The following is a 22,374-nucleotide window of genomic DNA, read 5'->3' on the forward strand; positions in this document are numbered from 1 at the left end:
ACCTCATGAATACACAAGTCCCGCAGGGTACGGACCAATTCCGCGATTCCGCCCCCGGATGACGGGAATTACTGTCCGTAACCCGCGCGCCGTACGCGGCGGCCACGGGAACACCGGCGGCGTCCCGGCGGGGGCAAGGGCCGGGAGGGTGCGGGGCCGGGAAGAGGCGGGCCCGGGGAAGGAACGGGCCCGGGAAGAAGCAGGCCCGGGAAGAGGCGGGCCCGGGGAAGAGGCGGGCCCGGGGAAGGAACGGGCCGGGACGCCGGAAGGGTGACTGGTCGGTCAGCAAGGAGCCGGGCGCCGTCACGCCCGGCGGGGGCAGCGGGCCGGGCAGCGCGAAGGCGTCCGGTGGGCCGGGGCGTGCACCGCCCCGGCCCACCGGACGCCAGTGGTCACTGCCCGTCGCCGCGCGGGCCGCGGACGATGTAGCCGCCGCTCTCCGTCTCCCCGCTCTCGCCGCCGGGGCTGCCGTTCTGGCCGCCGGGGTCCTGGCCCTCGGGGTCCTGGCCGCCGCCCTCGGCACCGCCGTTGTCCTGGCCGTCGGGGCCCCCGTCGGTGTGCCCGCTGTCCCCGTTCGAGCCGTCGTCGCAGTCAGGCTCCCAGAAGTTGCAGGTCTCCTCGTCGGACGGCGACGGAGTCGACGGGGTCGGCTCCGGCAGCTCCGGCGACTCCTCCTCGCTCGGCGTCGGATCGGGCTCCGGCGTCTCCTCCGGCTCCTCCTCGGTCTCCGTCGGCGACGGTTCCGGGGACTCGGCGCCGCCCCCGTAGATCTCTTCGCCGATGGGCTGCGCCTCCGGGAACTGCTCGACGGGCTCGCCGTCCAGCGCGAGCCGCATGTACTCCGTCCACACCTCGGTGGGCAGGGCGCCGCCGTTGATGGCGTCGTTGCCGCCCACGCCGTACATGGACAGCGGCTCCTGCTTGTCCGGGTCGGCGCGGAACATGGTCACCGCCGTGGAGAGCTGCGGGGTGTAACCGACCCACCAGGCCGACTCGTTGTTGTCCGTCGTACCCGTCTTGCCCGCCACCGGCCGGTTCAGCTCCGCGGCCTTCCGGCCGGAGCCGTCGGGACCTTCCACGACCTGGCGCAGCACCTCGGTCACGTTGTCGGCCACGTCCGCGTCGATGGCCTGCTCGCGCTTCGGCTTCTCGAACCCGGGCTGGTCCGAGCCGCCCTGCACGACCCGGGTGACGGAGTAGGGCTCGGTCTGCGTGCCGGAGGCGGCGAAGGTGGCGTAGGCGTCCGCCATGCGGATCGCGCTCGGCGTCGAGGTGCCCAGCGCGAAGGACGGGTTGAGGTCGGGGTTGATGCTCTCTTCCTTCAGGCCCGCCGCCAGCGCCATGTCGCGGACCTTGTCCATGCCGACGTCCATGCCGAGCTGGACGAACGGCGAGTTGGCGGACACCTCCATGGCCCGGCGGAGGGTGATGTCGCCCCAGTCCTTGTCGGCGAGGTTCACCTGCCGGAAGGGCCTGTTGTCGCCGTCGAGGTAGTAGCTGCCGTCCGGGTTCCTGATGGCGAGCTTGTTGTCGCCGTTGTAGTAACTGTCCGGCGAGATGCCCTGCCCGTCGGTCTTGTACGTGCCGTGTTCCATCGCGGCGGCGAGGACGAACGGCTTCCAGGTGGAGCCGACGGGCACGCCGAGGGTGTTGGCGTTGTTGAGGAAGTGGCCCTTGTCGAAGCCCTCGCCACCGTAGAGGGCGACGATGCGGCCGTCGTCCGGGACGACGGAGGCGGCACCGAACTGCACGAAGTTGTCGACCTCGCGCTCCTCCGGGTCCAGGTTGTCCTCGCGGACCTTGGTGACGGTCTTCTCCAGCGCCTCGACCTTGTCCTTCTCGAAGGTCGTGTAGATCTGGAAGCCGCCCTTGTCGAAGACCTTCTTCTCGATCCCGCTCTTGTTTATGGCCTCGGCGCTGGCGATGGCGATCAGGTAACCGGTCTGCCCGGTCTTGTCGGCCTGGTCCCGGCTGCGAAGGGGCTCGGGGAACTCCTGGTACTTCTCCCGCTCGGCCTGCGACAGCTCACCGGTCTCGACCATGCGGTCCAGCACCCACCGCCAGCGCTTCACGGCCCGCTCGTGGTTCTTCACCGGGTCGCCGCCGTCGGTGGCGTGCGGGTCGTACAGGGCCGGGCCCTTGAGCACCGTGGCGAGCAGGGCGCTCTGCGTGGGGGTCAGCTCGTCGGCGTTGACGCCGTAGTACGCCTGGGCTGCGGCCTGGATGCCGTAGGCCCCCCGCCCGTAGTAGGCGGTGTTCAGGTAACCCTGGAGAATCTGCGGCTTCTTCATCTCGGAGTTCACCTTGATGGACATGAACAGTTCCTTGACCTTGCGGGTCACGGTCTGCTCCTGCGTGAGGTAGGTGTTCTTCACGAACTGCTGCGTGATCGTGGAACCGCCCTGTGTGTCACCCCCGCTCGCCATGTTGACGACGGCGCGGGCGATGCCCTTCGGATCGATGCCCTGGTCCTGGTAGAAGGTCGCGTTCTCAGCCGCGATGACGGCGCCCTGCATCGAGGTGGAGATGTTCGAGATGTCGATGATCTGACGGTTCGTCTTACCGTCGCGGGCCATCACCGTTCCGTCGGCCCAGTAGTAGATGTTGTTCTGCGCCTCGGCGTCGCGCTTCTCGTCCGGCACCTCCACCATGGCGTAGCCGACGCCCGCCAGGCCCAGGATGAGCGCCAGGAAGCCGATGCACGCGCCGGCGATCTGCTTGAAGGACGGCACCCAGCGGCGGACACCGTTCCGGCCCGAGCGCGGGTAGTCGATGAACCGCTTCCTCGCCACCGGCTCCGGACGCCGTCCGGAGCGGCCCGCGGCCGTTCCCGCGCCGGCCGCCAGCGCCGCCCCGGTGTCCTGGCCGCGACGCCGGCCACCGGAGCGCTGGGCCGCACGTCGTGCCTCGGCCCGCCCCCCTGCCGGACGCCCGGCGGGGGGCGGTCCGGCGGGCGCGCCGTAGGAACTGGTGGTGGGCCCGCTCGGCGGATCGGCAGCGCGGCGCCCGGACGACGGCGCGGCGCGCCGACCGCGTGGCTGCGGTGGCTTGCGGCGGTGCTCGCTCATGGGAACAGCTACTCCTCGGTCAGGCACCCGCGCCTGAAGGCGGCAGTGTACTTCCGGTCCCCCGTTGTGCAGCCCGTTCCTGCGGTTGGGCGCACTGCATCCAGGACGAGGACGCACACCGGCGCCCCACGGTTCCCAGTGGTCATCTGCACGGAGCCAGCCTACGCAGCGCCAAACCCCCCCTTGTCCGGCATTCCTCTCGAAGTGGCCGGTCAACGGGCGGTGAACACCAGATGTGAGCCCGGACACGCACCCCGGTCTTGCCGCACGTCTCGGGCCGTTCTATCGTCTGGATGTATCGAGTCGATACATCGGCGCGGTACAGCAGGCGGCAAGGTGCACGACGGACGGAAGACAGCGGAATCAGCGGCCGGTCCACGACCGGCAGGAAGGGTGACGGCGGCCCATGAGCAGGCGTTCCGGCATCCTGGAGTTCGCCGTCCTCGGTCTGCTGCGCGAGGCCCCCATGCACGGGTACGAGCTGCGCAAGCGGCTCAATACCTCGCTCGGGGTCTTCCGTGCCTTCAGCTACGGAACGCTCTACCCCTGCCTCAAGACGCTCGTCCAGCAGGGATGGATCGTCGAGGAGGAGGGCGGTGCGGCCGAGGATCCTCGCGCGGCGCCGCTCGCCGGCCGCCGGGCGAAGATCGTCTACCGGCTCACCGCGGACGGCAAGGAGCACTTCGAGGAGCTGCTGGCACAGACCGGCCCCGAGTCCTGGGAGGACGAGCACTTCGGTGTGCGCTTCGCCTTCTTCGGCCAGACGTCGCGGGACGTCCGGATGCGGGTGCTGGAAGGCCGCCGCAGCCGTCTGGAGGAGCGCCTCGACAAGATGCGTGCCTCGCTGGTCCGCACCCGTGAGCGGCTGGACGACTACACCCTCGAACTACAGCGTCACGGTATGGAGTCCGTGGAGCGCGAAGTCCGCTGGCTCAACGAGCTGATCGAGAGCGAGCGGGAGGGCCGCGCTGCTCGCGACAGCCGCGAACAGCACCGCCAGTCAGGAGATACGGGCGATCTGCCCCGGCATCGGGGTGGCACCCGACCGGATTCGTCCGATGACACCACCTGAGGTTCCGCACTGTGCGGGGTCTCATCGAGTACACAGGGAGCAACCGGAATGGGTTCGGTTCGCGTAGCCATCGTCGGTGTGGGTAACTGCGCCGCCTCGCTGGTGCAGGGCGTCGAGTACTACAAGGACGCCGACCCGGACAGCCGCGTCCCGGGTCTGATGCACGTCCAGTTCGGCGAGTACCACGTCTCGGACATCGAGTTCGTGGCCGCCTTCGACGTGGACGCCAAGAAGGTCGGGCTCGACCTGGCCGACGCCATCGGCGCCAGCGAGAACAACACCATCAAGATCTGCGACGTGCCGCGCACCGGCGTGCCGGTGCAGCGTGGCCACACCTACGACGGTCTGGGCAAGTACTACCGGGAGACCATCGAGGAGTCGGCCGACGAGCCGGTCGACATGGTCCAGGCCCTCAAGGACGCCCAGGTCGACGTCCTGGTCTGCTACCTGCCGGTGGGCTCCCAGACGGCGGTCGAGTTCTACGCCCAGGCCGCCATCGACGCCAAGGTCGCCTTCGTCAACGCGCTGCCCGTCTTCATCGCGGGCACCAAGGAGTGGGCGGACAAGTTCACGGAGGCCGGCGTGCCGATCGTGGGCGACGACATCAAGTCCCAGGTCGGCGCGACCATCACCCACCGGGTGATGGCCAAGCTGTTCGAGGACCGCGGCGTCATCCTGGACCGCACGATGCAGCTCAACGTCGGCGGCAACATGGACTTCAAGAACATGCTGGAGCGCGACCGGCTGGAGTCCAAGAAAATCTCCAAGACCCAGGCCGTCACCTCGCAGATCCCCGACCGCGACCTGGGCGAGCACAACGTGCACATCGGCCCGTCCGACTACGTGGCCTGGCTGGACGACCGCAAGTGGGCCTACGTCCGGCTGGAGGGCCGCGCGTTCGGTGACGTTCCGCTGAACCTGGAGTACAAGCTGGAGGTCTGGGACTCCCCGAACTCCGCCGGCGTGATCATCGACGCCCTGCGCGCCGCGAAGATCGCCAAGGACCGGGGGCACGGCGGTCCGGTGCTCTCCGCCTCCTCCTACTTCATGAAGTCCCCGCCCGTGCAGTACTTCGACGACGTGGCCCGGGAGAACGTCGAGAAGTTCATCCGGGGCGAGGTGGACGGCTGAGTGTTCGGCGCCCCCTGCTGAGGGCGAGCCGCTTAGCCCATGGAAAAGGGTCCGTGTTTCACGTGAAACACGGACCCTTTCCGTCTGCCCGCCGGAGGCTCGCCGCCGCCCGCGCGGGCGGCGCTCAGTGCTCGACGAGCCGGTCGAACTGCGTCGTCGTGTGCCGCAGGTGCGCCACCAGTTCGTCCCCGACGTGCGGCTCCGGCGCGTCCGCCGGAACGAACAGGATCGACACCTGCATGTGCGGCGGCTCCGCGAACCAGCGCTGCTTGCCGCCCCAGACGAAGGGGGACAGGTTGCGGTTCACCGTCGCCAGCCCGGCCCGCGCCACGCCCTTGGCCCGTGACGTCATCCCGTGCAGCGCCTTCGGCGCCTCCAGGCCCACGCCGTGCGAGGTGCCGCCCGCGACCACGGCCAGCCAGCCGTCGCCCGGCGCCTTCTGCTGGCGGTAGCCGAAGCGGTCACCCCGCACGACACGGGTCACGTCCAGGACCGCGCCGCGGTACTCCGTGGCCGTGTGGTCCCCGAGCCAGAGATTGGTGCCGATCCGCGCCCGGAACCGGGTCTGCGGGAACTGCTGCTGGAGGCGGGCGAACTCCTCGGCCCCCAGGTGACTGACGAACATGGTGTCCAGCGGCAGCCGGGCCGCCCGCAGGCGGTCCATCCAGCCGATGACCTCCTCCACCGCGTCCGAGCCGTCGGCACGGTCCAGCGGGAGGTGGATGGCGAAGCCTTCCAGCCGCACGTCCTCGACGGCGGCGCGCAGCTTTCCGAGGTCCTCCTCGCAGACCCCGTGCCGCTTCATGGAACTCATGACCTCGATCACGACGCGGGCTCCGACGAGCGCCTCGACGCCGTCCACCGAGGAGACCGAGCGGATCGCCCGGTCCGGCAGCGGCACCGGCTCCTCGCCGCGGCGGAACGGGGTCAGCACCAGCAGGTCGCCGCTGAACCAGTCCTTCATCCGCGCGGCCTCGTAGGTGGTGCCCACGGCGACGATGTCAGAGCCGAACCGGGTGACCTCCTCGGCCAGCCGCTGGTGCCCGAAGCCGTAACCGTTGCCCTTGCAGACCGGCACGATGCCCGGGAACTGCTGGAGCACGGACTGCTGGTGCGCTCGCCAGCGGGGTGTCTTGACGTACAGGGAGAGCGCCATGCCGGTGTGGGACCTTTCTCGTGGACGCGGGGCCTGGAGTGCGGGGGCGGCGGGAGGGGGCTGTCGGACGGCCTGCGCGGTGGGGCGGTCAGCGGCGGGACATATACATGTCGAGGGCCTTGTGCAGCAGCTTGTTCAGGGGGAAGTCCCATTCGCCGATGTACTCGGCCGCCTCCCCACCGGTGCCCACCTTGAACTGGATCAGGCCGAACAGGTGGTCGTTCTCGTCCAGCGAGTCCGAGATGCCGCGCAGGTCGTAGACGCTGGCGCCCAGCGCGTAGGCGTCCTGGAGCATGCGCCACTGCATCGCGTTGGACGGCCGCACCTCACGCTTGTGGTTGGCCGAGGCGCCGTAGGAGTACCAGACGTGGCCGCCGACGACGAGCATCGTCGCGGCGGCGACGTTCTCCCCCTCGTGCTGGGCGAAGTAGAGGCGCATCCGGTTCGGGTCCTCGCTGTTGAGCGCCTTCCACATCTGCTGGAAGTAGCCGAGCGGGCGGGGCCGGAAGTGGTCGCGCTCCGCCGTCACCTCGTACAGCCGCTGCCACTCGGGCAGGTCCTCGAAGCCGCCCTGGAGGACCTCCACGCCCGCCTTCTCGGCCTTCTTGATGTTGCGCCGCCACAGTTGGTTGAAGCCCTTGTGGACCTCGTCCAGGCTGCGGTTCTCCAGTGGCACCTGGAAGACGTAGCGCGGCTGGACGTCACCGAAACCGGCCCCGCCGTCCTCGCCCTGCTGCCAGCCCATGCGGCGCAGCTTGTCGGACACCTCGAAGGCCCGCGGCTCGATGAACGTCGCCTCCACGTCCCGCAGCCGCTTCACGTCCGGGTCCTGGATGCCCTTCTTGATGGCGGGAGCGTCCCAGCGGCGGATGACGACCGGCGGGCCCATCTTCACCGAGAAGGCGCCCTGCCCCTTCAGGTGCGCCAGCATCGGCTTGAGCCAGTCCTCCAGGTGCGGTGAGAACCAGTTGATGACCGGGCCCTCGGGCAGGTACGCCAGATAGCGTTTCACCTTCGGAAGCTGCCGGTACAGGACGAGACCCGCCCCGACCAGCTCACCGGTGCGGTCGTCGAACCAGCCCAGGTTCTCCGCGCGCCACTCGGTCTTCACGTCCGCCCACGCCGGGACCTGGCAGTGGCTCGCCGACGGCAGGCTCCGGATGTACGCCAGGTGCTGTTCGCGGCTGATGGTCCTCAGGGTCAGGCTCATTCGGGGGCGCTCCTCCGGCGTACTTCGCAGGGTCTGGCGCGAAGCCTACTGCGCCCGGAGTGCTCCCCGTATGGCCTGACTGTCCGGCCCGTCAGCCGACGAGGCCGCCGAAGAGGCCTCCTTCGGCCATACCCAGGTAGAAGCCCAGCGCCGAGGCGCCCAGCCCGGCCACGAGGAGGAAGCGCTCCGCGGTGGTCGCCGAGATCATCTGCCCCCACAGCCCCGCGCCGAGGCCCACCAGCCCGGCCCAGGACGCCAGGAGGTGCAGCCCGGGGAAGACGAGGGCCGAGACGAGGGCGACCGCTCCGAGCAGCACCGTCGCCGCGGCGAAACCGTTCTCGACCGGGTGGGCCCGGCCGTCGCTGTCGAGGACGGGCAGGACGTGCCGCTGCTGATGCCGTACGGGCTGTGCCATGAAGCCACCTCCTGGGGACGGCGGCGCGGGTGGCGCCGCTCACACCCGATGTGTCCAGATTGCGGGGTATCCGGGCCCGATTTCAACCGGAAGGACCACGGCGGGTACGCTGTACCGTCTGCACCGGCTCCTGTCCTGCCTCCCCCGCACTCACCGGCGTCCCCGACGACGCGGTGTGACTGTCGGAGGCAGCCGGTACACCTGTACCGCAGGACAGGGACCGTGGCGTCACGCATATGACCCTCCTGCCACGGAACGACCGTGGCCGCTGAGTCCAGAGGAGGTGGGTTCCACATGCGTCACTACGAGGTGATGGTGATCCTCGACCCCGATCTCGAGGAGCGCGCTGTCTCCCCGCTGATCGAGAACTTCCTTTCCGTTGTCCGTGAGGGCAAGGGGAAGGTCGAGAAGGTCGACACCTGGGGCCGTCGTCGTCTCTCCTACGAGATCAGCAAGAAGCCCGAGGGGATCTACTCGGTCATCGACCTGCAGGCCGAGCCTGCGGTCGTCAAGGAACTCGACCGCCAGATGAACCTGAACGAGTCGGTCCTCAGGACCAAGGTCCTCCGCCCTTCCATCCGCTGAGCCCCGGCCCGGCGATCGAAGGACCCGAGTAGCAGCGCTACGCAGCCCAAGCAGCCAGCAGCACGCCGAGAGGTACCCCATGGCAGGCGAGACCGTCATCACGGTCGTCGGCAATCTCGTCGACGACCCCGAGCTGCGCTTCACCCCCTCCGGTGCGGCGGTCGCGAAGTTCCGTGTCGCGTCCACCCCCCGCACCTTCGACCGGCAGACCAACGAGTGGAAGGACGGCGAGAGCCTGTTCCTCACCTGCTCGGTCTGGCGGCAGGCGGCGGAGAACGTCGCCGAGTCCCTCACCCGGGGCACCCGGGTCATCGTCCAGGGCCGCCTCAAGCAGCGGTCGTACGAGGACCGTGAGGGGATCAAGCGCACGGTCTACGAGCTGGACGTCGACGAGGTCGGCGCCAGCCTGCGCAACGCGACCGCCAAGGTCACCAAGACCAGCGGGCGCGGCGGCCAGCAGGGCGGCGGAGGCGGCGGCTGGGGCGGCGGCCCCGGCGGCGGCCAGCAGCAGGGCGGCGCACCGGCCGCGGGTGGCGACCCGTGGGCGACCGGTGCCCCGGCCGGCGGCGGCCAGCAGGGCGGCGGCTGGGGCGGCGGCTCCGGCGGCGGCTCCGGCGGCGGCTACTCGGACGAGCCCCCCTTCTAGGGCCAGGGCTCACCAGCAACTTCTTGAACTTACTGGAGAGAGACAATGGCGAAGCCGCCTGCTCGCAAGCCGAAGAAGAAGGTTTGCGTGTTCTGCAAGGAGAAGATCTCCTACGTCGACTACAAGGACACGAACCTGCTGCGGAAGTTCATTTCCGACCGTGGCAAGATCCGTGCCCGCCGGGTCACCGGCAACTGCACCCAGCACCAGCGTGACGTCGCCACGGCCGTGAAGAACAGCCGTGAGATGGCGCTGCTGCCCTACACCTCGACCGCTCGATAAGGAAGGGTGACCGCATCATGAAGATCATCCTTACCAACGAGGTCTCCGGCCTCGGCATCGCCGGGGACGTCGTCGAGGTCCGTGACGGGTACGCCCGCAACTACCTGCTCCCCCGCGGTTTCGCGATCCGCTGGACCCGTGGTGGCGAGAAGGACGTCGAGCAGATCCGCCGCGCCCGCAAGATCCGTGAGATCAGCACGATCGAGCAGGCCAACGACGTCAAGGCCCAGCTCGAAGGCACCAAGGTGCGCCTGAAGGTCCGGGCCGGCGACGGCGGCCGCCTCTTCGGCTCCGTCACCCCCGGTGACATCGCCACCGCGGTGAAGTCGGCCGGCGGTCCGGACGTGGACAAGCGCCGCATCGAGCTGCGCACCCCGATCAAGACCCTCGGTGCGCACGAGGTCTCGGTCCGGCTGCACTCCGAGGTCGTCGCCAAGGTCGGCGTCGAGGTCCAGCCCGCGTAACCGGGACGGACACGACGGGAAGCGGGCCGCACCCCTTGAGGGTGCGGCCCGCTTCGCCGTTCCCGGGCGGCAGCCGCACGTCAGGCCCGCACCGCGCCGGTGACCAGCCACCGCCCGGAGCGGGCCCGCCACCACAGGGTCGCCATGCGGGTCGTCATCATCAGCCCGGCGACCGTCCACCACAGCGCCGTCAGCCCGCCACCCAGCGCGGGCACCGCCAGGGCCGCCGGGGCGAAGAGGGCCAGCACGACGAGCATCGCACCGGCCAGGTAGGGGCCGTCCCCCGCCCCCATCAGGACGCCGTCCAGCACGAAGACGACCCCCGCGACCGGCTGGGTGACCGCCACCACCAGGAGGGCGGGCATCAGTGCGTCGTGCACGGCGGTGTCGGAGGTGAACAGGGGCAGCAGGAGCGGCCGGGCCAGGAGCACCAGGACGCCCAGCACCACGCCCGAGGCGATGCCCCACTGCACCATGCGGCGGCACGCGGCCCGCGCGCCGGCCGCGTCCCCGGCGCCGAGGTAACGCCCGATGATGGCCTGCCCGGCGATGGCGATGGCGTCCAGGGCGAAGGCCAGCAGGGACCACAGGGCCAGCGTGATCTGGTGCGCGGCCACCGGGACGTCACCGAGCCGGGCCGCCACCGCGGTGGCGATCAGCAGCACGGCCCGCAGCGACAGCGTCCGCACCAGCAGCGGCACGCCGGCCTGTGCACAGGCCCTGATGCCGGCCGCGTCCGGGCGCAGGGAGGCTCCGTGGCGGCGGGCCCCGCGCACGACGACGGTCAGGTAGACGGCCGCCATCGCACACTGGGCGGCCACGGTGCCGAGCGCCGAACCGGCGATGCCCAGCCCCGCGCCGTAGACCAGGACCGCGTTGAGCCCGGCGTTCGCCGTGAAGCCGCCGACCGCCACGTAGAGCGGTGTCCTCGTGTCCTGGAGGCCACGGAGCACTCCGGTGGCGGCCAGCACGATGAGCATGGCCGGAATGCCCAGGAGGCTGACGCGCAGGTACGTGACGGCGTGGGGTGCCGCCGTCTGCGAGGCGCCGAAGGCGTCGATGAGCGCGGGGGCGGCCGGGTACGCCGCCGCGACGACGAGGACGCCGAGCAGCAGCGCCAGCCAGATGCCGTCCATGCCCTGCCGGATGGCGGCGGGCAGGTCGCCGGCGCCGACGCGGCGGGCGACGGCCGCCGTGGTGGCGTAGGCCAGGAAGACGAAGACGTTGACACCGGTGGTGAGGAGGGCGGCCGCCACGCCGAGGCCCGCGAGCTGCGGGGTGCCGAGGTGGCCGACGATGGCGCTGTCGGCCATGAGGAAGAGCGGTTCGGCGACCAGGGCGCCGAAGGCGGGCAGGGCCAGCGCGATGATCTCGCGGTCGTGGCGGCGGACTCCGGAGGGCCCGCGGCCGGGCTTCGGGGCGGGTGCCGGGCCGGGTTCCGGTGCGGCGGACAGTCTGCCGGCCGGGCGGCGGCCGGAGGAGGAGGGGGGCGCTGGCATGCTCTCGATCCAAACATCCACAGGTAATCATCGCAAGTGGGTTGTGCCTCTTACATCGGCGCCCATACGGCCATCGGGGCCGGTCGGTGGGCGACGGGGGAGCGGTTGGGGGCGATGTTTTTTCCCTGCACAGCCAGTGGACGGAGAAGACGCAGGTCATCGCGGGTACTGCGGGGAGGCTCCGGTCTTCTCCACAGCGCTGTCCCCCGCCTCGTGCACAGGTTCTGCGGGGTTCTCCACAGGAAGTGGCGCGTCACCCACAGGGCCCTGTGGATAACTGGATTGGCGCAGGCCCGCCCGCGTCTTACCGTGGTCCGGCGCCTGCCTCCCGTTTCCCTCCTCGTCGCCGTGTGCCCGACGTGCCGTAACCGGGGTCGGGTGCCTCAGTTGTCAGAGCTGTGCCGTAGAAAAGGTGCCTGCGGTCCGGCACGGGAGGAGGTGGCGCGGTGGCTCAGCCCGAGCATCTGGAAGACCCGTGGGCGGTGGAGGTCGCACGGCCGGGCGACCGGCTGCCGGTGTCCCGCCCCCGCCGGGCCGGCGAGCCGGAGCAGCACGACCGCGGCCCCGACGCCGTCACCGGCAACGCCTTCGAACGCGTCCCCCCGCAGGACCTGGACGCCGAGCAGTCCGTGCTCGGCGGCATGCTGCTCTCCAAGGACGCCATCGCCGACGTCGTGGAGGTCCTCCAGGGGCAGGACTTCTACCGTCCGGCGCACGAGACGATCTACCAGGCCGTCCTCGACCTCTACGCCAAGGGCGAGCCCGCCGACCCGATCACCGTCGCCGCCGAGCTGACGCGGCGCGGGGAGCTGGCCAAGGTCGGCGGCAACGGCTACCTCCACTCCCTCGTGCAGACGGTGCCCACCGCCGCCAACGCCGAGTACTACGCGGAGATCGTCCACGAGCGCGCCGTCCTGCGCCGTCTCGTGGAGGCGGGGACCCGCATCACCCAGATGGGATACGCGGCCGACGGGGACGTGGACGAGATCGTCAACTCCGCGCAGGCCGAGATCTACGCCGTCACCGAGCAGCGCACCTCCGAGGACTACCTGCCGCTGAGCGGGATCATGGAGGGGGCCCTCGACGAGATCGAGGCCATCAGCAGCCGTGACGGCCAGATGTCCGGCGTGCCCACCGGCTTCACCGATCTGGATTCGCTCACCAACGGCCTCCACCCCGGCCAGATGATCGTCATCGCCGCACGCCCCGCCATGGGCAAGAGCACCCTCGCGCTGGACTTCGCGCGGGCCTGCTCCATCAAGAACCAGTTGCCGAGCGTGATCTTCTCCCTGGAGATGGGCCGCAACGAGATCGCCATGCGTCTGCTGTCCGCCGAGGCCCGCGTCGCGCTGCACCACATGCGCTCCGGCAGCATGACGGACGACGACTGGAACAAGATCGCCCGGCAGATGCCGCAGGTCACGGAAGCCCCGCTGTACATCGACGACTCCCCGAACCTGACCATGATGGAGATCCGCGCCAAGTGCCGCCGGCTCAAGCAGCGCAACGACCTCCAGCTCGTCGTCATCGACTACCTCCAGCTCATGCAGTCCGGCGGCTCCCGGCGCCCGGAGTCCCGCCAGCAGGAGGTCTCGGAGATGTCCCGGAACCTCAAGCTCCTCGCCAAGGAGCTCGAAGTCCCCGTCATCGCGCTCTCCCAGCTCAACCGTGGCCCCGAGCAGCGCACCGACAAGAAGCCGATGGTGTCGGACCTGCGTGAGTCGGGCTCCATCGAACAGGACGCCGACATGGTGATCCTGCTGCACCGCGAGGACGCGTACGAGAAGGAGTCGCCGCGCGCGGGCGAGGCCGACCTCATCGTGGCCAAGCACCGCAACGGCCCGACCGCCACCATCACGGTCGCCTTCCAGGGCCACTACTCCCGCTTCGTGGACATGGCCCAGACCTGACCGCCCGGTTGTGGGTTTTCCCATCCCGGGTCCTTCCCATGGGCGACGTCCACCGCGTCGCCGATCGGACAGGGGAAGGGACTCGTGCTGCCCTGATGCGCTGAGGCTGTCGGATTCCCAGCCGGTCTCCTTCGTGGCGTCCGCTCTGGCTCCATCGCTGGTCAGGGCTCCAGTGGATCACGTGCAGGTGTGTATGAGCTGCTTCTCACTCGTATACTCGTCCGAGCTCGTGGAGGGGGAGGTGGAGAAGGTGAAGCTTGCTGAGGCACTGGCAGAACGTGCGGAGGCGGCGCGGCGTGTGGAACAGCTGCGAGCGCGCGTCGTCAGCAGTGCGCGGTACCAGGAGGGGGAGGCACCCGCCGAGGACGCAGCTCAGCTATTGGCTGAGGCCGGTGAGGTGCTGGATGCTCTGGAAACACTGATCCGGCGGATCAACCGGACCAACGCCACCGTGGAGACGGGTCCGGACGGGTCGCTCACCGATGCCCTCGCACGCCGGGACGTCCTGCGGTTGCGTCACGCTGTGGTCACTGCGGCGGCGGACGCGGCGGCGGGTAAGGGCGAGCGGGGCTACGGTCGGCAGCTCCGGTCCGAGCTGATGATGCTTTCCGCACTTCCGGTCGCGGAACTGCGCGGTCAGGCGGACGCCATCGCCCGGGAGATCCGCGAGGTCGATGTGCGGATCCAGCGTACGAACTGGGAGGTCGACCTGCTGGACTGAAGGAGTCCAGCAGGCGGGGACGATGTGGAGTAGGTAGCTGCTTCGGAGGCGTGCACACACCGAGGGCTGGCGGTTTCCAGCCCACTCCTGGCGCGTGAAGAGCAACGCGGGGTTCGACTCCCCCCTTAACAGTGCAGCTCAGCACCGCGTACAGGTAACAGTGCACATCGCACAGCACATCACCACGTGCAGATCCAGGCGGCGAGGGCGGGTTCGGGGCTTCCGCATCGCAGCACCATGGAGAACGGCGGTCTCCGGTGGACGCTGTTGGCGACTTCGGCGGTTCTCCTGCCTCTGGGTACAGCGGTGGCCGCACCGGTACGACCGGCCGACACGGAACGTCACAGGTCGCGGTTCCCGCACGGCGCTGTACGGGGAGGGCCGGGGCATCGCGGGCCCACCTGTGGCCGTTCCTGTCGGACTCCGCCCGCCGATCGGTGGCCGGGCCGCCGAGCGGCGCCCGGCGGCCCCGTGCCGGGGGTAAGGCAGGATGAGGGCATGACGAGCGTGCGTGACGGCCGTGTCGTGCGGCCCACCGTCGAGGACGAGGTCGCGGCAGCGGGCAGCGAGCTGATCGGCGGGCCGGTGGGCAAGCGGGCGGCTGTCGGCGGCAGTTGGTGGACGCCGGTGCGCATCGTCGTGCTGTGCGCGCTCGGCCTCTTCGCGCTCGGCATGGTGCAGAAGTTCCCCTGCTACGACGGTGGCTGGTTCTTCGGGCAGAGCACCCAGTACGTGCACGCGTGCTACTCCGACATCCCGCACCTGTACACCGGACGCGGTTTCGCCGACGGCTTCACCCCGTACGCCGACCGGATCACCGAGGTGTCCGGCGGCATGGAGTACCTGGAGTACCCCGTGCTCACCGGGCTGTTCATGCAGGTCGCCGCCTGGCTCACCCCCGGGTTCGCCGAGACCATGCACGAGCAGCAGGCGTACTGGCTGGTCAACGCCGGAATGCTGATGGTCTGCGCCGCGGTGATCGTGGTCTGTGTGGCCCGTACCCACCAGCGCCGTCCGTGGGACGGCCTCCTGGTGGCGCTCGCGCCCGCCTTCGCGCTGACCGCCACGATCAACTGGGACCTGCTGGCCGTCGCGCTGACCGCGGCGGCCATGCTGATGTGGTCCCGCAGCCGGCCGCTCGCCTTCGGGGTGCTGCTGGGACTGGCGACGGCGGCAAAGCTCTACCCGGCCCTGCTCCTCGGTCCCCTGCTGGTGCTGTGCTGGCGCGCGGGGAGGTGGCGTGCCTACGGTGCCGCGCTGGCCGGGGCAGCCGGTGCCTGGCTCGTCGTCAACGTTCCGGTGATGCTCGCCGCCCCCGAGGGCTGGGCCAAGTTCTACACGTTCTCGCAGGAACGCCCGGTGGACTTCGGTTCGATCTGGCTGATCATCTCCCAGCGCTCGGACGTCGCGCTGGACGGTGCCAACACCTACGCCATCGCCCTCGTGCTCCTGGGCTGCGCGGCGATCGCCGCACTCGTCCTCTACGCGCCGCGCCGCCCCCGCTTCGCCCAGGTCGCCTTCCTCATCGTGGCGCTGTTCATCGTCACCAACAAGGTCTACTCCCCGCAGTACGTGCTGTGGCTGATCCCGCTCGCCGTCCTGGCCCGCCCGCGCTGGCGGGACTTCCTGATCTGGCAGGCGTGCGAGGTCGTCTACTTCCTCGGGATCTGGCTCTACCTCTCCTACACCACGGGCGACGACAAGCACGGACTGCCGCCCGAGGGCTACCAGATCGCCATCGCCGCGCACCTGCTCGGCACCCTGTACCTCTGCGCCCTGGTGGTGTGGGACGCCCTGCGTCCGGACCGGGACCGGGTGCGTCAGGACGGGTCGGACGATCCGTCGGGAGGTGTCCTGGACGGCGCCCCGGACGCGTTCGTGCTGCACCCGGCTGCGGAACCCGCGGGGGTGCCCGCAGAGCACGCGCATACGTCCGTCCGCTGGGGACGGCCCACCCCGGGCTGAGAAGAAGGCCGTTTCACGTGAAACCTTCCGTACGACTCGAAGCCGGGGGCCACCCGGGGGCCGCCGCACGCACCGGCCTGGTGGCCGACGGGCGTGTGCTGCTGCGTTTCCGGGACTTCCGCCGGCTGCTGGCCGTGCGGCTGCTCTCCCAGCTGGCCGACGGGGTCTATCAGGTCGCGCTGGCGACGTATGTCGTCTTCTCCCCGGAGAAGGAGACCTCCGCCGGAGCCATCGCCGCCGCCATGGCCGTGCTCCTGCTTCCCTACTCCCTGCTCGGCCCGTTTGCCGGAGTGCTGCTGGACCGCTGGCGACGACGCCAGGTCCTGCTGTTCGGCAACCTCCTGCGCGCCGGACTCGCCCTGGGGACGGCGGTGCTCGTCCTGGCTCCGGTCCCGACCTGGCTGTTCTACCTCTCCGCCCTCTCGGTCACGGCCGTGAACCGTTTCGTCCTCGCCGGCCTCTCCGCCGCGTTGCCGCGCGTCGTGGACGAGGAGCGGCTCGTGCTGGCCAACTCGCTCTCCCCGACGGCCGGCACCCTCGTCGCCACCCTGGGCGGCGGACTCGCGCTCGCGCTCCAGGTGATCACCCCGGAGGGCACGGACGCGGACGCCTGGGTCGTCCTGCTCGCCGCCGGGCTCTACCTGTCCGGCGGCCTGGCAGCCCTGCGGATGGGCCGCGGACTTCTCGGCCCGGACCCGTCCCTGGTACAGCCCCGCCTCCTGACCGCCGTGGCCGGCACCGCCCGCGGTCTCATCGCCGGACTCCGCCATCTCGTGGAACGGCGTACCGCAGGCCAGGCGCTGATCGCCATGGGCGTCCTGCGCTTCTGCTACGGCGCCCTCACCGTCATGGTGCTCATGCTGTGCCGGTACGCCTGGAGCGACGTCACGTCGGACGGCCTGGCGATGCTGGGCCTCGCGGTGGGTGCCTCCGGACTCGGCTTCTTCGTCGCAGCCGTGCTGACGCCGTGGGCGGCCCGCCGGTTCGGACGGCTCGGCTGGATGGGCTGGTGCGCCACCGGCGCGGCCTTGCTCGTACCCGTCCTGGGCCTCACCTTCCGCCCGGTGCCGGTGCTCATGGCCGCCTTCCTCCTGGGCGCGGTGACCCAGGGCGCCAAGATCGCCACGGACACGGTGGTGCAGGCGACGGTGGACGACGGCTACCGGGGCCGGGTCTTCGCGCTCTACGACATGCAGTACAACGTGGCCTTCGTCGGCGCGGCGGCCGCCGCCGCGCTGATGCTCCCACCGGACGGCCGTTCCGCCGTGCTGGTGGCGACCGTCACCGCGCTCTACGGAGCGACGGCGGTGGGGGTGTTCCGGATGCACGCTCGTGGGCGTACCGGTGGGGACTGACACCGGACACGGACGTCCGGGCCAAGCAGGACGTCACGGGCGGGGGGCGTCACAGGCGTGCCACAGTCGGGGCGGATGAGCACTCCCGGATGCCGGGACGCCTCCCCTCATCGCTAACTTACAGGGGTTGTTCCAAGCATCACCGACTCACCGCTCACCCCAGGGGGACCCCGCATGACCAACCCGTCTCAGCCCGGCATACCGCAGGGCCAGCAGCCGGGCGCATCTCCGTACGGCCACCCGGCACCGGGCCACCCAGCCCAGGCGCAGTCGGCTCAGGCGCCGTCGGCACCGGGCCATCCGGCCCCGGGGCAGCCGCCCCACGGTCCGTACTCCGGGGCCTTCCCGGCCCCGCCCAAGAATCCAGCGAAGAAGATCATCGCCATCGTCGTTCCGGTGCTCGTCCTGTTCGGCATCGCCGTCAACGTGGTCCTCGGCAACTTGTCGAGTGACGACACCACCAAGCTGGAGGTGGGCGACTGCTTGCAGAACAAGGGCTCCGCCACCGAGCCCGACGTCCACAGGGTCGACTGCGGCGCCGCTGAGGCCACCCACAAGGTCCTCGGCAAGAAGCAGAACTCGATGAGTCCTGGCATGGCCTGCCAGGACGTCGAGGGGGCCGCGGACGTGCTCGTGTGGCGGGAGAGCGAGGACGCGGTCATGTCCCTCGTGCTCTGCCTGGGCGACCCCGCGTAGCTCCGTGCACGAGGGGAGGGGGCGGGTGTTTCACGTGAAACACCCGCCCCCTCCCCTCGTGCACGGCCGCGTCCCGGCGGCCTCAGCCCTGCTGCCCGGCCCACCACTCCCGCAGCGTCGCCTCGGTGGCTTCCCGGCCCATGGGCCCGTGCTCCAGGCGCTGGTCCAGCAGGTACCGGTACGCCCGGCCGATCTCCGGGCCCGGTGCCAGCCCGAGGATCTGCATGATGTCGTTGCCGTTCAGCTCGGGACGGATCGCTTCCAGCTCCTCCTGCTCCTGCAACCGTGCGATGCGGTCCTCCAAGCCGTCGTACGCCCGCGACAGCGCGTTCGCCTTCCGCTTGTTCCGCGTCGTGCAGTCCGAGCGGGTCAGCTTGTGCAGGCGGTCCAGCAGCGGTCCGGCGTCGCGCACGTAGCGGCGCACCGCCGAGTCCGTCCACTCGCCGAGTCCGTACCCGTGGAAGCGCAGGTGCAGCTCCACCAGCCGGGAGACGTCCTTGACCAGCTCGTTGGAGTACTTCAGCGCGGCCATCCGCTTGCGGGTCATCTTGGCACCGACCACTTCGTGGTGGTGGAACGAGACCCGGCCGTCCTTCTCGAAGCGGCGCGTGCGCGGCTTGCCGATGTCGTGCAGCAGCGCCGCGAGGCGGAGGGTGAGGTCCGGGCCGTCCTCCTCCAGGTCCATGGCCTGCTCCAGGACCGTCAGCGAGTGCTCGTAGACGTCCTTGTGCCGGTGGTGCTCGTCCCGCTCCAGCCGGAGGGCCGGGATCTCGGGCACCACCTGCTCGGCCAGCCCGGTGTCCACCAGGATCTCCAGACCCTTGCGCGGGTGCGGGGACAGCAGGAGCTTGTTCAGCTCGTCCCGCACACGTTCGGCCGAGACGATGTCGATCCGCTCGGCCATCTCCCGCATGGCTTCCAGCACCGGCCCGTCGACCGCGAAGTCGAGCTGGGCGGCGAACCGGGCCGCCCGCATCATGCGCAGCGGATCGTCGGTGAACGAGTCCTGGGGCGCCCCCGGAGTGCGCAGGACGCGGAGAGCGAGGTCCTCCAGCCCGTTGTGCGGGTCGATGAACTCCTTCTCCGGCAAGGCGACGGCCATCGCGTTCACCGAGAAGTCACGGCGGACGAGGTCCTCCTCGATGGAGTCCCCGTAGGAGACCTCCGGCTTCCGGGAGGTGCGGTCGTAGACCTCGGAGCGGTAGGTGGTGATCTCGATCTGGTAGTCCAGCGCCTCAGCCGCCTCGTCCCCGGCTTCGGCGCCCTTCCCGGCAGCCGCGGTCTTGCGGCACCCCACCGTGCCGAAGGCGATGCCCACCTCCCACACCGCGTCCGCCCACGGTCGGACGATCTTCAGGGCGTCCTGGGGGCGGGCGTCGGTGGTGAAGTCCAGGTCGTTCCCGAGCCGCCCCAGCAGCGCGTCCCGCACCGAGCCGCCGACCAGGGCCAGGGAGAACCCCGCCTCCCGGAAGCGGTGGGCGAGGTCGTCGGCTACGGGGGACACCCGCAGCAACTCGTGCACCGCGCGGCGCTGTGCCGTGCTGAGCTCGTGGGTCGGAGGCTGGGCATGGCTGTCAGTCTTGGCGTTCGGCACAACAGAAGAGGGTACGTGCCGCGCCCCGGCCCGCGCGCGTCCGCTCCGCGGTTCCGCGCACCGGGGACGCGAGCGCGGGAGCTGCCACGTGACGGGGACCGCGGCACCTGGGGCCTGCAGAAATCGTTAGCATCAGGGAAGCGGCAGGACCTCATCAGGCGAGCGATGACAGGACGGACGAGCGTGGCCGAAGCGGCGAAGAAACACGGCACCCGTACCGCGCCTGTGGCCAGACGGTGGCTGCACCGCGCGGCGGCCGCCCTGACCGTGCCGCCGCTGCTCGTCGGCGCGCTGGCCGCCGCTCCGGCCGCGGCCGCTGCGGGTGCCCACACGGCCCGCGCCGCCGCTCCCGCCGCCACCGGGGACACCGGGCCGACGCCGGCCGAGGTCCGCCTCACCGAGGTGACCCCCGCCGTTCCGGAGGAGGACGGCACGGTCACGGTGAGCGGCAGCGTCACCAACCGCTCCGGGGCGGCGATCACCGGCGCGGCCGTGGAGCTGCGCTCCGGACCGCGCCTGACGACGCGCAGCTCCATCGCCCGGATCGCCGACCCCTCCGCCCCCTCGTCGGACGGCGGACAGGTCGACGCCAGGACGGCCACCGTGGCCCTGGACGACATCGCGCCGGGGGCCACGCGCTCCTTCACGATGCGCGTCCCGGTCGAGAGCCTGGACCTCGGCGACAGCGGCGTGCACCAGCTCGGCGTCGTCCTCACCGGGGAGATCCACGGGACGGACCCCGGCCCCGCGCTGGGCGTCGCCCGTACGCCCCTGTCCTGGCAGCCGTCCGCCGCCGGCACCAGGACCCAGGTCACCGTCCTGTGGCCGCTGATCTCCACTCCTCACCTCACGGCCCGTACCCAGTCCGACGAACAGCAGTCCCCGATCTTCCGCAACGACGACCTGGCCGACGAGATCGCCCCGGGCGGCCGTCTCCAGCAGCTCGTCGCACGGGGGGGTGACCTGCCGGTGAGCTGGGTCGTCGATCCGGACCTGCTGGCCTCCGTCGCCGCCATGGCCGGGGCGTACCAGGTGCAGACCCCGGACGGCCCGTTGCCCGGTCACGCGCAGGAGCTGGCCAAGAAGTGGCTCGCCGACCTGGAGGAGGCGACGCGGGGCGACGAGATCGTGGCGCTGCCCTCCGGCGATCCGGACATCGCGTCGCTCGCCCACCGCGGCCGCAACGTCTCCGGGGCGCTCAGCCACCTCAAACCGGCCACCGACGTGGCTGGCACCACGGTCAAGACCATCCTCAACACCACGCCCAGCACCGACTTCGCCTGGCCGGTGGACGGGGCGGTCGATCCGACGGTCGTCGCCGTGGCCACCTCGGCCGGTGCCCGCAAGGTGATCACCCGCAGTGACAGCCTGCGGGAGAAGCGGGGACTGCCCTACACGCCGACGGCGGCACGGCCGGTCGGTGGCGGCATCACGGCCGTGTCGGCCGACGCACAGCTCTCCACGCTCTTCGAGGGCGACATGACGCGGGCGGACACCGCCACCGCTGCCGTCCAGCAGTTCCTCGCCCAGACGCAGTCGATCACCGAGCAGAACCCGGCGAAGCAGCGCAGCATCGTGGTGGCGCCCCAGCGCATGCCGACGGCCAGCCAGGCCGGGACGATGGCCGACGCCGTCCGCGCGCTCACGGCGGCGGGGTGGGCCGACGTCGTACCGCTCACCGAGGCGGCCGAGGCCGAGCCCGAACCGGAGGCCAACCGCCAGGTTCCCGGGGAGAAGGCGTACCCGCAGGAGCTGCGCCAGGAGGAACTGCCCACCGAGGCGTTCGAGACGATCCGCCAGACGCAGAGCACCCTCAAGGACTTCACCGTCATCCTCAGCGACGAGGAACGGGTGGTGACGCCCTTCGGCAACGCCATCCGCCGCGAGATGTCCACGGGCTGGCGCGGCCGGCCCGCCGAGGCCGCCGCCTACCGGGCCGACGTCCACGACTACCTCGTGGGTCTGACCGAGGGCGTCCGGCTCGTGGAGAAGTCGCGGATGACGCTGTCGGGGCGCAGCGCGACCATCCCGGTCACCGTGCAGAACAACCTGGTGCAGCAGGTCGAGGGGCTGGAGCTGCGGCTGACGTCCGGGCGCCGCATCGGCCTGGACATCGACGACGAGACCAAGCCGGTCGCCGTGGACGGCGGCCACAGCCAGTCGATCACCTTCGAGACGACGGCGAAGGCCAACGGCCGCACCTTCATCACCGCGCAGCTCTACACGTCGGACGGCAAGCCCTACGGTGATCCGATGACCTTCCAGGTCGACGTCACCGAGATCACCTCCACCGTGCTGCTGGTGATCGCGGGCGGGGTCCTGCTCGTCGTCCTGGCGGGCGTGCGCATGTACACCCAGCGCAAGCGGCGCGGCCCGCAGGCCGATCCGGACGCGCCCCTGACCCCGGACGAGGCCGCCGACGCCGAGCCCCGGCCCGGTCCGGACGACCGGGCCGGGACGTCCGCGGCGGACCGGAGGAGCGCGCGGGGTGACGGTGACCGTGACACCCCGGCCGAAAGCCGGGAGCGTCCGGGACCAGGTGAGAAAGTGGACCGTTGAGCGAGGCGCCGGGCCGGACACCGGCCGGGACGACGAGGTGGGGTAC

General features: G+C 70.7%; 18 protein-coding genes. 12 read left to right on the plus strand and 6 right to left on the minus strand.

Annotated elements, in window-relative coordinates; genetic code table 11:
• Positions 1 to 392 precede the first annotated feature (392 nt).
• Positions 393 to 3,068 (minus strand): transglycosylase domain-containing protein, encoded by a 2,676-nt coding sequence (locus V1J52_RS17665; protein ID WP_443075855.1) that lies wholly within the window; start codon positions 3,066 to 3,068, stop codon positions 393 to 395.
• 406 nt (positions 3,069 to 3,474) lie between these two features.
• Here V1J52_RS17665 and V1J52_RS17670 point away from each other — a divergent pair, with 406 nt between their 5' ends.
• Positions 3,475 to 4,140, plus strand: coding sequence for a PadR family transcriptional regulator (locus V1J52_RS17670; protein WP_330140811.1), 666 nt, complete (start codon positions 3,475 to 3,477; stop codon positions 4,138 to 4,140).
• Positions 4,141 to 4,188: 48 nt separating this feature from the next.
• Positions 4,189 to 5,271, plus strand: coding sequence for an inositol-3-phosphate synthase (locus tag V1J52_RS17675; protein WP_330140812.1), 1,083 nt, complete (start codon positions 4,189 to 4,191; stop codon positions 5,269 to 5,271).
• A 124-nt stretch (positions 5,272 to 5,395) separates the two neighbouring features.
• Here V1J52_RS17675 and V1J52_RS17680 read toward each other — a convergent pair whose 3' ends face one another.
• The 3 genes from V1J52_RS17680 to V1J52_RS17690 form a co-directional block, all read right to left on the minus strand.
• Entirely contained in the window at positions 5,396 to 6,427 is a 1,032-nt protein-coding gene (locus tag V1J52_RS17680; protein ID WP_330140813.1) for an alanine racemase, read from the minus strand.
• Between the two features lie 88 nt (positions 6,428 to 6,515).
• Positions 6,516 to 7,637 (minus strand): lipid II:glycine glycyltransferase FemX, encoded by a 1,122-nt coding sequence (locus V1J52_RS17685; RefSeq protein WP_330140814.1) that lies wholly within the window; start codon positions 7,635 to 7,637, stop codon positions 6,516 to 6,518.
• A gap of 91 nt (positions 7,638 to 7,728) precedes the next feature.
• Positions 7,729 to 8,052, minus strand: a complete 324-nt coding sequence (locus V1J52_RS17690; RefSeq protein ID WP_330140815.1) for a hypothetical protein — start codon at positions 8,050 to 8,052, stop codon at positions 7,729 to 7,731.
• A 294-nt stretch (positions 8,053 to 8,346) separates the two neighbouring features.
• Here V1J52_RS17690 and rpsF point away from each other — a divergent pair, with 294 nt between their 5' ends.
• The 4 genes from rpsF (at position 8,347) to rplI (ending at position 10,029) form a co-directional block, all read left to right on the plus strand.
• Positions 8,347 to 8,637 (plus strand): 30S ribosomal protein S6, encoded by a 291-nt coding sequence (rpsF, locus tag V1J52_RS17695; protein ID WP_330140816.1) that lies wholly within the window; start codon positions 8,347 to 8,349, stop codon positions 8,635 to 8,637.
• A 79-nt stretch (positions 8,638 to 8,716) separates the two neighbouring features.
• A complete protein-coding gene (locus V1J52_RS17700) occupies positions 8,717 to 9,283 on the plus strand; it encodes a single-stranded DNA-binding protein (protein WP_330140817.1) in 567 nt (188 codons plus the stop codon).
• A gap of 45 nt (positions 9,284 to 9,328) precedes the next feature.
• Positions 9,329 to 9,565, plus strand: coding sequence for a 30S ribosomal protein S18 (rpsR, locus tag V1J52_RS17705; RefSeq protein WP_003978893.1), 237 nt, complete (start codon positions 9,329 to 9,331; stop codon positions 9,563 to 9,565).
• Between the two features lie 17 nt (positions 9,566 to 9,582).
• Positions 9,583 to 10,029: a 50S ribosomal protein L9 gene (gene rplI, locus V1J52_RS17710; RefSeq protein WP_330140818.1), complete on the plus strand. Its 447-nt coding sequence runs from the start codon at positions 9,583 to 9,585 to the stop codon at positions 10,027 to 10,029.
• Positions 10,030 to 10,109: 80 nt separating this feature from the next.
• Here the strand turns inward: rplI and V1J52_RS17715 are convergent, their stop codons facing one another.
• Entirely contained in the window at positions 10,110 to 11,528 is a 1,419-nt protein-coding gene (locus V1J52_RS17715; RefSeq protein ID WP_330140819.1) for an MATE family efflux transporter, read from the minus strand.
• 446 nt (positions 11,529 to 11,974) lie between these two features.
• Between V1J52_RS17715 and dnaB the strand changes: the two genes are divergently transcribed.
• From dnaB to V1J52_RS17740, 5 genes are all read left to right on the plus strand, one after another.
• A complete protein-coding gene (gene dnaB, locus V1J52_RS17720) occupies positions 11,975 to 13,438 on the plus strand; it encodes a replicative DNA helicase (protein WP_330140820.1) in 1,464 nt (487 codons plus the stop codon).
• A gap of 250 nt (positions 13,439 to 13,688) precedes the next feature.
• Positions 13,689 to 14,159, plus strand: coding sequence for a DIP1984 family protein (locus V1J52_RS17725; protein WP_330141005.1), 471 nt, complete (start codon positions 13,689 to 13,691; stop codon positions 14,157 to 14,159).
• Between the two features lie 498 nt (positions 14,160 to 14,657).
• Positions 14,658 to 16,124: a glycosyltransferase family 87 protein gene (locus V1J52_RS17730; RefSeq protein WP_330140821.1), complete on the plus strand. Its 1,467-nt coding sequence runs from the start codon at positions 14,658 to 14,660 to the stop codon at positions 16,122 to 16,124.
• Positions 16,125 to 16,201: 77 nt separating this feature from the next.
• Positions 16,202 to 17,479, plus strand: coding sequence for an MFS transporter (locus V1J52_RS17735; protein WP_330141006.1), 1,278 nt, complete (start codon positions 16,202 to 16,204; stop codon positions 17,477 to 17,479).
• A gap of 174 nt (positions 17,480 to 17,653) precedes the next feature.
• Positions 17,654 to 18,175: an LppU/SCO3897 family protein gene (locus tag V1J52_RS17740; protein ID WP_330140822.1), complete on the plus strand. Its 522-nt coding sequence runs from the start codon at positions 17,654 to 17,656 to the stop codon at positions 18,173 to 18,175.
• An 82-nt stretch (positions 18,176 to 18,257) separates the two neighbouring features.
• Here V1J52_RS17740 and V1J52_RS17745 read toward each other — a convergent pair whose 3' ends face one another.
• The gene (locus V1J52_RS17745; RefSeq protein ID WP_330140823.1) at positions 18,258 to 19,769 is read right to left on the minus strand and encodes a CCA tRNA nucleotidyltransferase; all 1,512 of its coding nucleotides are present in this window, start codon (positions 19,767 to 19,769) and stop codon (positions 18,258 to 18,260) included.
• Between the two features lie 165 nt (positions 19,770 to 19,934).
• Between V1J52_RS17745 and V1J52_RS17750 the strand changes: the two genes are divergently transcribed.
• Positions 19,935 to 22,328, plus strand: coding sequence for a DUF6049 family protein (locus V1J52_RS17750; RefSeq protein ID WP_330140824.1), 2,394 nt, complete (start codon positions 19,935 to 19,937; stop codon positions 22,326 to 22,328).
• Positions 22,329 to 22,374: the final 46 nt, after the last annotated feature.

It is taken from the genome of Streptomyces solitudinis, from assembly GCF_036323765.1.
Lineage (GTDB): Bacteria > Actinomycetota > Actinomycetes > Streptomycetales > Streptomycetaceae > Streptomyces.